Source organism: Conyzicola sp. (assembly GCF_046714715.1).
Lineage (GTDB): Bacteria > Actinomycetota > Actinomycetes > Actinomycetales > Microbacteriaceae > Conyzicola.
Genome location: NZ_JBKKAD010000151.1, coordinates 1 through 11694 on the forward strand (window position 1 = coordinate 1; position 11694 = coordinate 11694).

The window sequence follows — 11694 nt, forward strand, 5'->3', positions numbered from 1 at the left end:
GGTGGGACGCCGGCCGCGGAGATCGATCGTCTGGATCAAGGCCCGTCCATGCTACGGGCGCTCCCGGACCGCGGAGTGCCAGCGCCGTGGAATGTCAGCGCTGTGGAAATGCCAACACCGCGGACAGGGTTGACTGGTGGTGTGGAACCGCACATCGTCGATGACCTCTCCGCGTTCAAGCTGGCGTTCCGTCGGCACGCCGCGGGGGTCGCCGTGGTGACGGCACGCACCCCCGACGGCACGCCGGTCGGCTTCACGGCGACCTCACTCGCCTCGCTCGCCGCGGTGCCGCCGCTCGCGACCTTCAACATGGCGCGCATCTCCACCGCCTGGCCGGCCGTCGAGGGCACGACGCACGTCATCATCCATCTGCTCGGCGTCCGCAATCGTGTGCTTGCCGACCGACTCTCGGGGCCGCACGACGAGCGATTCGCCGGCGATCACTGGGCACCGGGACCGCTCGATCTGCCGCTGCTGAAGGACGTTCCCGCCTGGATGCTCGGTCGGATCGTCGAGCGGGTCCCGGTCGCCGACAACGCGGTCGTCGTCGTTCAGATCGAAGACGGCGGACTCGGGGTGGATGACGACGCGCTGCTGTACCACGAGCGCACGTACATGAAGCCGGGCGGGCTGGGCTAGCTGCTAGCTGCTAGCTGCTCGCTGCTCGACCGCGAATGAGCCGTTTCCGGCCGCATGACGCATCCGCGGCGGGCTCAAAGGGCCGGAACCGCGTCATCCGCGTCGGAGGCCGTGCCGTGCCAGTCGCGCGGCAAGCTCCCGCCGATCGGCGATCGTTTCCCAGTCGAGACGCTCGAACGACCTCATGACGCGTCGCAGCCGGTCTTCGCGCTGCTTCTCCTGCCAGAGCAGCTCGTCGACGGGCACGCCCTTCTGGAAGTGGCGGTTCGGTCCGTACTTGGCCTTGCCGTCGATCTCCACGACGAGGTCGAGTTCGCGCCAGTAGAAATCCGCGTATCCGATCAATCCTTGTGCGTCGAAGAACGGCACCTGCAGCTCGGGCGGTGGCAGCTTCAGGGCGTGGAACTGCACCCGGCCGAAGGACTCCGCCGGGGAGCCCGCTCCCCCGTCGGCGAACTCGACGGCCCGACGCCCGCGAACGATGCCGCGGTACGGTGCGAGTTCAGCAGTCAGTCGCAAGAGTTCGACCTTCGACACGAGCGGGATACCGAGGCCCCACCGCGGCTCACCCTCGCGTTCCGGACGAAGCGCGTGATCGATCATGGCGACAGCCCGCACGAACGATGACGTGCACGCGACGTCGACGAGGGTTCGCTCGAGCGAGCTGACCGTTACGCCGTCGATCTCCGTGCCGTTCGGGTCGATGCCCAGGCTATGCCGCAAGATGCCGCGACGGGAGGTCCCGCCCGCCGCGGGTGCCACGAGCTCGTGAACCCGGTTCGGCCACGGCCCGATCGACGGCAGCCGGTACATCGCTGCGGCGGAGTCGTGCGAGAACTGCGCTCCTGGCTTCGAGCGCAACGCCGAAGCCCGGACGAGTGCGCGGTGTTGCTCGTCGGCATCAAGTCGGCTCCACTCCGCACGGCGCATGTACACGCCGTGCGCCACTCGCGTGAAGACACCCGCTGCGAATTGCTTGCGCAGGAGACGGTCGGAGCCGAGGAGCTCGGCCTCACTGCTGACGATGAGGGCGGGGAGATTCGACATGGGCCCAGCGTGACGCGGTCGCGCCCCGCTGCGAGTCGCGCCCGCACACCGGTGGACAACGTCGCCCTGTGCGCACGTGCCGCGGCATGCCGCCGCGCCCGTAGATGACGCGTTTCCGGCCGAATGAGCCGCCCGCGGCGGGCTCATTTGGCCGAAAGCGGCTCATCTGCGGCGGTGGCGCTACACCAGGCAGCCGGGGCCGAGCAGACTCTTCAGCTCGCCGAAGAAGTCGCCCGTGGTCTGCACCGAGTAGGGCACCTCGTAGATGCGGCCGGTGTCGCCCTTGGTCAGGCGCAGGCGCACCTCGCCGTCGCCCTTGTGGCGCAGCAGCATCTCTTTGAGCGCACGGATCGTCGGCGGCGTCGCCCGGGTGTCGGGCAGCGAGATCATGATCGATCCGGCGACCCCGCCCTGGCCGAGTTCGGGCACCATGAGGCTCGAGCCGTGCAGGTTCATACCGTCGTCGCGCAGGCTCACCCGGCCGCGGATGACCACCACGGAGTCGTTCACGAGTTCGGGGGCGAACTCCTGGTAGGCCTTGCCGAGGAACATCACGTCGATCTGGGCGCCGAAGTCCTCCACCGAGATGATGCCGTACTGGTTGCCCGAGTTCTTGGCGACGCGGTGCTGCACGCTCGTGATGAGTCCGGCGACGGTGACGTGTTCGCCGTCGCCCGCGACCTCGCCCGCGAGCAGGTCGGTGATCGTGGCGCTCGCGTGCTTGGCGAGGGCGACCTCCAGCCCGGCGAGCGGGTGGTCGGAGACGTACAGGCCGAGCATCTCGCGCTCGAACGCCAGCTTGTCGCGCTTGGCCCACTCGGGGCGGTCGGGAACCTTCGAGGTCTGCTGCGGCTCGTCGAACAGGCTGTCGAAGTCGAACCCCGCCTGGCCCGTGGCCTCGGTGCGCTTGACGTTGACCGAACCGTCGACGGCGTCCTCGTGGATCTCGAGCAGCGCGCGGCGGGTCGACCCGAGCGAGTCGAACGCTCCGGCCTTGATGAGCGACTCGACGGTGCGCTTGTTGGTGACCTGCAGCGGCACCTTGGCGAGGAAGTCGTGGAACGACTCGAAGCGACCCTTGGCCTCGCGTGCGGCGCGGATTCCCTCGACGACGTTCGCGCCGACGTTGCGCACAGCGCCGAGGCCGAAGCGGATGTCGCCGATGCCGGTGGCACCCTCGGCGGTCGGCACGGCGGTGAAGTCGACAAACGACTCGTTCACGTCGGGCGCCAGCACCTTGATGCCCATGCGACGGCACTCGTTGAGGTACATGCCGAGCTTGTCTTTCGAGTCGCCGACGCTCGTGAGCAGCGCCGCCATGTACTCGGCGGGGAAGTTGGCCTTGAGGTAGGCCGTCCAGTAGCTGAGCACGCCGTAGCCCGCCGAGTGCGCCTTGTTGAAGGCGTAGTCGGCGAACGGCATGAGGGTGTCCCACAGCACCTTGACGGCGGCGGCGCTGTAGCCGTTGCCGACCATGCCGGCCTCGAAGTCGGCGAACTGCTTGTCGAGCTCGCTCTTCTTCTTCTTACCCATGGCGCGGCGCAGCACGTCGGCCTGACCGAGCGAGAACCCCGCGACCTTCTGCGCGACGAACATCACCTGCTCTTGGTAGACGATGAGGCCGTAGGTGATGCCGAGGCTCTCGCGCAGCGGCTCTTCGAGCTCGGGGTGGATCGCCTCGATCGCCTGCAGGCCGTTCTTGCGCAGCGCGTAGTTGGTGTGCGAGTTCATGCCCATGGGGCCCGGGCGGTAGAGCGCGATGACGGCCGAGATGTCTTCGAAGCTGGTGGGCTTGAGCTGCTTGAGCAGGGCGCGCATCGGCCCGCCGTCGAGCTGGAACACGCCCAGCGTGTCACCCCGGGCGAGCAGGTCGTAGGTCTTCTGGTCGGCATCGAGGTCGAGGTCTTCGATCACGAGCTTCGAGCCCGTGTTCTTCTCGATCATCTTGAGCGCGTCTTCGATGATCGTCAGGTTGCGGAGACCGAGGAAGTCCATCTTGATGAGACCGAGGTCTTCGAGCGGCGGCTGGTCGAACTGGGTGATGATGGCGCCGTCGTCTTCGCGCTTCATGATCGGCAGCACGTCGAGGAGCGGCTCCGCCGACAGGATGACACCTGCCGCGTGCACTCCCCACTGGCGCTTGAGGTTCTCGATGCCGAGCGCGGTCTCGAAGACCTTTGCGGCCTCCATGTCGGTCTCGATGACCGCCCGGATGTCGCTCGCCTCTTTCCAGCGGGGCGCATCCTTGTTCATGATGTCGCCGAGGGCGATGTCTTTGCCCATGATGGCCGGCGGCATCGCCTTGGTCAGCTTCTCGCCCACCGAGTACGGCATACCGAGCACGCGCGAGGAGTCTTTCAGCGCCTGCTTCGCCTTGATGGTGCCGTAGGTGACGATCTGCGCCACGCGGTCGTCGCCGTACTTGTCGGTGACGTAGCGGATGACCTCGCCGCGGCGCCGGTCGTCGAAGTCGACGTCGACGTCGGGCATGGAGACGCGGTCGGGGTTGAGGAAGCGCTCGAAGATGAGGCCGTGGGCCAGGGGGTCGAGCTCGGTGATGCCCATGGCGTAGGAGGCCATCGAGCCTGCCGCCGAGCCACGGCCGGGCCCGACGCGGATGCCCTGCTGCTTCGCCCAGGTGATGAAGTCGGCGACCACCAGGAAGTAGCCGGGGAACCCCATCTGCGTGATGACGTCGACCTCGTACTTGGCCTGCGCGAGGTGGGCCTCCGACGGCGCGTTGTGGAAGCGGCGCATCATGCCGGCCGCGACCTCTTTCTCGAACCAGCTGGCCTCGGTCTCGCCCTCGGGCACGGGGAAGCGCGGCATGAGGTCGCGGTGCTCGAAGTTGACCTCGCACCGCTCGGCGATGAGCAGCGTGTTGTCGCAGGCCTCGGGGTGGTCACGGAACAGGTGGCGCATCTGCGCGGCCGACTTGAGGTAGAACTCGTCGGAGTCGAACTTGAACCGGTTCGGGTCGTCTAGGGTCGACGCCGACTGCACGCAGAGCAGGGCCGCGTGCGCCGTGGCGTCGTGGGCGTGGGTGTAGTGCAGGTCGTTGGTCGCGACGAGCGGCAGGTCGAGATCTTTCGCGAGCCGGAACAGGTCTTCCATGGTGCGGCGCTCGATGTCGATGCCGTGGTCCATGACCTCGGCGAAGAAGTTGCCTTTGCCGAAGATGTCTTGATAGTCGGATGCGGCCTGCCTGGCCTCCTCGTACTGCCCGAGCCGCAGGCGGGTCTGCACTTCCCCACCCACGCAGCCGGTGGTCGCGATGATGCCCTTGCCGTACCGGCTGAGCAGCTCGCGGTCCATGCGCGGCTTGAAGTAGAACCCCTCGATCGACGCGAGCGACGACAACCGGAACAGGTTGTGCATGCCCTCGTTGTTCTCGGAGAGCAGGGTCATGTGGGTGTATGAACCCGAACCGCCGACGTCGTCTTGATTCTGGTGCTGGCCGCCCCAACGCACGCGCGTGCGGTCGCCGCGGGCCGTGCCGGGGGTGATGTACGCCTCGGTGCCGATGATCGGCTTGACGCCGTTGGCCGTGGCCTGTTTCCAGAAGTCGTAGGCGCCGAACATGTTGCCGTGGTCGGTCATGGCGATCGCGGGCATGCCTTCGGCCGCCGCGGCCTTCATCAGCGGGCCGACACGCGCCGCGCCGTCGAGCATCGAGTACTCGCTGTGAACGTGCAGGTGAACGAATGAATCGTTACTGGGCAAAACAACTCCGACTAGAAGAGAACGACGGACGATCGGGAGGGGTTAAGCCTAAGCCTCACGGAGGACATCGAGGGCGTGCTGCAGGTCGTCCGGGTAGCGGGATTCGAACCGCACGCGCTCGCCCGTGCCCGGGTGGGTGAACTCGAGCTTCATGGCGTGCAGCCACTGCCGGGAGAGCCCCAGCCGGGCGCTGATGGTGGGGTCGGCGCCGTACATCGCGTCGCCGACACACGGATGACGCTGCGCCGCCATGTGCACGCGGATCTGGTGGGTGCGTCCCGTCTCCAGGTGCACCTCCAACAGCGATGCGCTGGGGAAGGCCTCGAGCGTCTCGTAGTGCGTGACGGACGGTTTGCCGTCGGCCGTGATGGCGAACTTCCACGAGCTACCGGGGTGGCGGCCGATCGGCGCGTCGACGGTTCCGGCGAGGGGGTCGGGGTGGCCCTGAACGACGGCGTGGTAGATCTTCTCGACCTCGCGGTCGTGGAACTGACGCTTCAACTCGGTGTAAGCGCGCTCCGACTTGGCGACGACCATGAGGCCGCTCGTGCCCACGTCGAGCCGGTGCACGATGCCCGCGCGCTCGGAGGCTCCCGACGTGGAGATGCGGAAGCCGGCTCCGGCCAGGGCGCCGAGCACCGTAGGGCCGGTCCAGCCGACCGAGGGGTGCGCGGCGACACCGACGGGCTTGTCGATAACCACGAAGTCGTCGTCGTCGTAGACGATGCCGAGGTCGGTGACCACGACGGGCACGACCTCGGGGGCGTGCTTGTCCTCCCACGACACCTCGAGCCACGCGCCGTCCTGCAGCCGGTCGGACTTTCCGAGAACGACTCCGTCGGCGGTCACTCCCCCGGCTTCGGCGACCTCGGCGGCGAACGTGCGCGAGAACCCGAGCAGCTTGGCGATGGCGGCGTCGACGCGCTGGCCGACGAGACCGTTGGGTACGGGAAGGCTACGGGTTTCCATTACGAGACATCCATCGACGTGGCATCCGACATATTCTTCTGCGGCACAGCCGCGGGCCTGCCCGACAACGGCACCCCGCGCACGGTGAGGATGATGAAGACTCCCATGCTTGCGACGATGGCGATGTCGGCGACGTTGAAGATCGCCGGGAAATACTGCACCTGGATGAAGTCGATCACGTGGCCGACGCCGAAGCCGGGCTCGCGGAAGAGACGGTCGGTGAGGTTGCCCAGGTTGCCTCCGAGCAGCAGGCCGAAGAGCGCGGCCCACGCGAGCGAGCGGATGCGCGGGGCGAAGACGATGATGAAGAGGGCGACGGCGGAGGCGATGATCGCGAAGATCCACGTGCTTCCGCTGCCCAGCGAGAACGCCGCGCCCGCGTTCTTCACGAAGTAGAACTGCACGAGGTGGCCGATGACCTCGACGGGCTGGCGTTCGGTGAGGTTCTCGACGACCAGGAATTTCGCGAGCTGGTCGACCGCATAGACGCACACAGCAACGAGGGCCAGCACACCGACGGCCAGTAATCTGACCTTCGGCGCACTGGCCTCCGTGGCGGTGCTAGTTGGTGCCGGCAAAACCCGTGAAGTTAGCGGCGTTCGGCGAGGCGTAAGCCGCCGACGAGCCGTTCGAGTTGCCGATAGCGTTCGTCGAGTCGAGCTCGCGCAGCTGGCCCTCGATGTAGCTCTTCAGCTTCAGGCGGTAGTCGCGCTCGAAGTTGCGGAGCTCCTCGACCTTGCCCTCGAGCTGCTGGCGCTCCTGCTCGAGCTGCTGGCGTTCCTGCTCGATGGTCGCGAGCTGGGCACGCTGGGCGGCCTCGGCTTCGGCGGCGGCTGCACGCTGTGCGACCTCCGCCTCGGCGGCGGCTGCACGCTGTGCGGCCTCGGCCTCCTGGATGACGCGGGTGGCCTCTTCGTGGCCTTCGGCGATGAGTGCGTCGCGCTTCTCGACACCCTCACGCACGTGCTCCTCGTGCAGGCGACGAGCGAGCTGCAGGAGGTTGTTCGTGTTGTTGGGGTCGACCGACGTGTCGGGGGCCGCGTACGACGCGGCCACCGGCTGTGCGGCGAACTGCGGGGCGGGCGCCTCGACGGGTGCCTCGGGCTGGCTGACCGGCTCGGGCTGGCTGAACGACTCGGAGGGAGCCGACTGGGCCGAACCCTGGCTGCGCTGGAGCTCGTTGATGCGCGAGTCGCTCGCGATCAGACGCTGGCGGAGTTCTTCGTTCTCCTGATTGAGACGTCGGAGTTCGACCACTACCTCGTCGAGGAAATCGTCGACCTCATCCTGGTCGTACCCTTCGCGGAACTTCGTTGGTTGGAACCGCTTGTTGACTACGTCTTCGGGAGTCAAAGCCATATCCGTCACCTCTAAAACTTTCTCAAACTGAACGTAACGTTTAGCTAACGCTACCAATACTTCACGGGAGCTTAGGTCGCCCCAGATTGGTCACTATCGAGCTGATCAACGCTCTCCAGAGTACATGTGCGGGGCTAATTGATAAATCCCGCGACGATATAGCTGAGGATGATCGTGGCGATGAGCACGATGCTCCAGGAAAAGTCGATCTGGATGCCGCCGGCGCGCAGTGGCGGCACGATTTTGCGAACGGCTTTCACCGGAGGATCGGTGATCGTGTAGGCCAATTCGGCCAGCACGAGCACGAATCCACGCGGCCGCCACTCTCGCGCGAGCATGGCCACGAGGTCGAGCACGAAGCGGGCCCACATCACGACGACGAAAATATTGAGCGCGACATAGAGGATCGTCGCGATTACCGAAACACCGTTCACTGGGCCATCACATGCTTGGCGGGCGCACCTGCGTTGTCACCAACACAGGCTCGCGCCCGGAAATCGGAGATCACTGCTGCGAGAAGAAGGATGCTTCGACGTCGGTCTCGGCCTCGGCGTGATCGCCGCTCACAACGACGTGGGCGGGAGAGAGCAAGAAGACCTTGCCCGTCACACGTTCGATCTTTCCATACAGACCCTGAGAGAGCCCGCTCGCGAAGTCGACCAGACGGCGGGCGTCGGGCTCGCTCATCTGCGACAGGTTGATGATGACGGGGATGCCCTCGCGGAAGTTCTCCGCGATCATCTGCGCGTCTTTGTAGTGCTGGGGGTGAACCGTGAGGATCTCGTTCATGTCTGCGGGTCCTGCCTGGCGTGCGGCCGTCGGGCGGCGCAGCGGGGTAACGGGGGCGCGATTCTGGGTCGGCGCGTTGTTCGAGGCGGCCTGTGGGGCGCCGTTGTGCGAGGCAGCGGTGTTGTGGGCTGCGGGTGCGGCTGGTGCACTCGGCTGCGCTGCTTCGTAGTCGTATTCTTCGTCAGCGAGGCCAAGGTAAACCATGGTCTTGCGCAGTGGGTTGGCCATTGTGTTCCTCCGGTGATAGCTCCTGCTGCCAGATTAACCGGCGACCGGCCGGTTTCCCGTGATTGCCGTGCCGATGCGTAGGTGTGTCGCGCCCTCGAGCACGGCGGCGCGGAAGTCGCCCGACATCCCCATGGAGAGATCCGTGGCATCCGGGGCCAGGGCCCGAAGCCGCTCGCCGAGCTCACGCACACGCGCGAATTCGGCGCGCGGGTCGGAATCGAGCGGAGCGACCGCCATCAGACCGCGAAGCCGGATGCCGTCGGTCGCGAGAACGGATTCGGCGAACGATTCGAGATCGGCCGGCCGCACTCCCCCGCGCGCCTGGTCGTCGGTGAGGTTGAGCTGGATGAAGGCGTCGACGCCGGTGCCCGGCTCGAGCGCGTTGCCGAGTGCCGTCACGAGCGACGAGCGGTCGAGCGAGTGGATGGCGCTCGCGAACGCCAGAACCGCGCGGGCCTTCTTGCTCTGCAGCTGGCCGATGAAGTGCCAGGAGAGGGCGAGGTCGGCCAGTTTCGCGGCCTTCTCGCTCGCCTCCTGCTGGCGGTTCTCGCCCACGTCGGTGACACCGAGGGCGGCGAGCTCGCGAACGAGGCTCGCGGGGTGGAACTTGGTGACGACGATGGTCGTCACGTCGCTCTCGGCGCGGCCTGCCTCGCGCACGGCGTCAGCCACTGCTGAGCGCACGAGCGCGAGGCGGTCGGCGAGAGGCGGGGCGGACTGCACCTACTTGAGGAAGTCCGGGATGTCGAGGTCGTTGCTCTCGTCGTCGTCGAAGGTGCGGTCGACGGGGGCCGACGGCACGCTCTCGGGCTCGGGAGTCCAGGCCGTGGCCTCGGGGCGCGACTCGGTGGGGGCTGCGGCGGGAGCGACCGGCTGGCCGGCCTCCGCCGCGACGAAGGTGGCGCGTTTCGACTCGAGGGCCTTCGGGGCGGGCTCGCCGCCGTCGAAGCCGGCCGCGATGACGGTGACCCGCACCTCGTCGCCTAGCGTGTCGTCGATCACGGCGCCGAAGATGATGTTCGCCTCGGGGTGTACGGCCTCCTGGATGAGGCGGGCCGCGTCGTTGATCTCGAAGATACCGAGATTCGAGCCGCCCTGGATCGAGATGAGCACACCGTGGGCGCCGTCGATCGACGCCTCGAGAAGCGGGCTGGCGACCGCGAGTTCCGCCGCTTTGATCGAGCGGTCGGCGCCGCGGGCGGAACCGATGCCCATGAGGGCCGAGCCCGCGCCCTGCATGACCGACTTGACGTCGGCGAAGTCGAGGTTGATGAGGCCTGGGGTGGTGATGAGGTCGGTGATGCCCTGCACACCGGCGAGCAGCACCTGGTCGGCCGTGGCGAACGCCTCGAGCATGCTGATGCCGCGGTCGCTGATCTCGAGCAGGCGGTCGTTGGGAACGACGATGAGGGTGTCGACCTCGTTCTTGAGGGTGGAGACACCGATCTCGGCCTGCGATGCGCGGCGCTTGCCCTCGAAGCCGAAGGGCTTCGTGACGACACCGATGGTGAGTGCGCCGATCGACTTGGCGATGCGTGCGACGACGGGGGCGCCGCCGGTTCCGGTTCCGCCGCCCTCGCCCGCGGTGACGAAGACCATGTCGGCCCCGGCGAGGGCCTCTTCGATCTCTTCCGCATGGTCTTCGGCGGCGCGACGGCCGACCTCGGGGTCGGCTCCGGCGCCGAGACCGCGGGTGAGTTCGCGTCCGACGTCGAGCTTGACGTCGGCGTCACTCATCAGCAGGGCCTGTGCGTCGGTGTTGATGGCGATGAATTCAACGCCCCGCAGACCGAGCTCGATCATGCGGTTGACGGCGTTGACGCCGCCGCCGCCTATGCCGACGACCTTGATCACGGCTAGGTAGTTTTGGTTTGATGTCACGTCCGGCCTCCGCTGGAAATCAGTACCGAAACTCTCAACCTCTACTTGAGGTCTAAAGTTATACTCAGTTTATCTTTTACTGCTCTGAGGGTAGGTCGGGCCCTCGGCGACGCGGTGTAGGACTCCCAGCGTGTCGTAAACAATCGCGCCGCGAACGACGGATGATCCGTAAACGAATCTATTTCGGGGTGACCACGACGCTGCCGGGGGCCGACACGTCGTATTCGACCTTGGCCGCGGCATCCTCGTGGGCGACCATCGCGGCCAGCACCCTGGCCTTGTAGGCCGAGTTCTCGGAACTGCCCCAGACCACGGTCTGCCCGACACCGCGCAACGAGAACGTCACGTTGTCCTTCGTCGTGGCCGAGATGGTGTCGACCTGCGGCAACAGCTCGGGGGGAAGCGCGAGCAGCACCTCGATGACCGAGGCGAACGCCGCGCTCTTCACTCCCTGGTCGCCGATGCTGATGACCGGCACGCCGTCGGGGCGGGTCGTGCTCGACTGCACCACGACGCCGGCGGGATCGAGCAGCTCGAACTCGGGACCGTTCACCACGGCCGCCACGGGCGCCCGTTCGACGATGTGGATGAGAAGCGTGTCCGGCGGCACCATCTCGGTGACGTAGCTGCGGATGAGCGGGAACTTGGCGAGCTCGTCGGTGATGTCGTCGTAGTCGATGAGGGCGAGCGGGGTGCCCAGCTGCGAGTCCACGGCGTTCACGACCTCCTGCGCGTCGACGCGGGCGGTGCCGTCGACCGAGACCGTTCGCAGGGCGAGCAGCGGCGAGTAGATCGCGACGGCGAGCACACCGACGAGCACCACGGCCACGAGGGAGAGCGAGATCCACACCCGACGCCGGCTGCGCGACCGGCGGGTGAACCGCTTGACCTCGCCGCGCTCGAACTTGCGGCGGGCTCGCGCGGCTCGCGCCAGCTCGCGGCGGGCCTCACGCTCGGTGCTGGCGGCGGTGGGCTGCTTGGCGGCCTTGGGCGCGCGCTCGGGCTTCGTGCGGGGCTCGCGCGGCTCGCGCTCGGGGAAGAGACGCTTCGGCTCGCGCG

General features: G+C 67.1%; 11 protein-coding genes. 1 reads left to right on the forward strand and 10 read right to left on the reverse strand.

Annotated elements, in window-relative coordinates; translation table 11 throughout:
• Positions 1 to 108 precede the first annotated feature (108 nt).
• A complete protein-coding gene (locus ACLQ6X_RS11220) occupies positions 109 to 639 on the forward strand; it encodes a flavin reductase family protein (protein WP_411700257.1) in 531 nt (176 codons plus the stop codon).
• Between the two features lie 93 nt (positions 640 to 732).
• Here ACLQ6X_RS11220 and ACLQ6X_RS11225 read toward each other — a convergent pair whose 3' ends face one another.
• The 10 genes from ACLQ6X_RS11225 to ACLQ6X_RS11270 form a co-directional block, all read right to left on the reverse strand.
• Positions 733 to 1686 (reverse strand): hypothetical protein, encoded by a 954-nt coding sequence (locus ACLQ6X_RS11225; RefSeq protein WP_411700247.1) that lies wholly within the window; start codon positions 1684 to 1686, stop codon positions 733 to 735.
• Between the two features lie 180 nt (positions 1687 to 1866).
• Entirely contained in the window at positions 1867 to 5409 is a 3543-nt protein-coding gene (dnaE, locus tag ACLQ6X_RS11230) for a DNA polymerase III subunit alpha (RefSeq protein ID WP_411700248.1), read from the reverse strand.
• Between the two features lie 48 nt (positions 5410 to 5457).
• Positions 5458 to 6378, reverse strand: coding sequence for an RluA family pseudouridine synthase (locus ACLQ6X_RS11235; RefSeq protein WP_411700249.1), 921 nt, complete (start codon positions 6376 to 6378; stop codon positions 5458 to 5460).
• Positions 6378 to 6956 (reverse strand): signal peptidase II, encoded by a 579-nt coding sequence (lspA, locus tag ACLQ6X_RS11240; protein WP_411700250.1) that lies wholly within the window; start codon positions 6954 to 6956, stop codon positions 6378 to 6380. The genes ACLQ6X_RS11235 and lspA overlap by 1 nt, the downstream gene beginning before the upstream one ends.
• The gene (locus ACLQ6X_RS11245; protein ID WP_411700251.1) at positions 6940 to 7737 is read right to left on the reverse strand and encodes a DivIVA domain-containing protein; all 798 of its coding nucleotides are present in this window, start codon (positions 7735 to 7737) and stop codon (positions 6940 to 6942) included. Before ACLQ6X_RS11245 ends, lspA begins: the two co-directional genes overlap by 17 nt.
• A gap of 134 nt (positions 7738 to 7871) precedes the next feature.
• A complete protein-coding gene (locus ACLQ6X_RS11250) occupies positions 7872 to 8171 on the reverse strand; it encodes a YggT family protein (protein WP_411700252.1) in 300 nt (99 codons plus the stop codon).
• A gap of 70 nt (positions 8172 to 8241) precedes the next feature.
• Entirely contained in the window at positions 8242 to 8754 is a 513-nt protein-coding gene (locus tag ACLQ6X_RS11255; RefSeq protein WP_411700253.1) for a cell division protein SepF, read from the reverse strand.
• 33 nt (positions 8755 to 8787) lie between these two features.
• A complete protein-coding gene (locus ACLQ6X_RS11260; protein WP_411700254.1) occupies positions 8788 to 9477 on the reverse strand; it encodes a YggS family pyridoxal phosphate-dependent enzyme in 690 nt (229 codons plus the stop codon).
• Positions 9478 to 10635 (reverse strand): cell division protein FtsZ, encoded by a 1158-nt coding sequence (gene ftsZ / locus ACLQ6X_RS11265; protein ID WP_411700255.1) that lies wholly within the window; start codon positions 10633 to 10635, stop codon positions 9478 to 9480.
• A gap of 178 nt (positions 10636 to 10813) precedes the next feature.
• The coding region (locus ACLQ6X_RS11270; protein WP_411700256.1) for an FtsQ-type POTRA domain-containing protein at positions 10814 to 11694 on the reverse strand (881 nt) is incomplete at its 5' end.

Bases quoted from the DNA above. Each gene is read 5' to 3' on its own strand.
- ACLQ6X_RS11220 (WP_411700257.1), top strand. From the start codon at position 109: ATGCCAACACCGCGGACAGGGTTGACTGGTGGTGTGGAACCGCACATC.
- ACLQ6X_RS11225 (WP_411700247.1), bottom strand. From the start codon at position 1,686: ATGTCGAATCTCCCCGCCCTCATCGTCAGCAGTGAGGCCGAGCTCCTC.
- ACLQ6X_RS11235 (WP_411700249.1), bottom strand. From the start codon at position 6,378: ATGGAAACCCGTAGCCTTCCCGTACCCAACGGTCTCGTCGGCCAGCGC.
- ACLQ6X_RS11245 (WP_411700251.1), bottom strand. From the start codon at position 7,737: ATGGCTTTGACTCCCGAAGACGTAGTCAACAAGCGGTTCCAACCAACG.
- ACLQ6X_RS11255 (WP_411700253.1), bottom strand. From the start codon at position 8,754: ATGGCCAACCCACTGCGCAAGACCATGGTTTACCTTGGCCTCGCTGAC.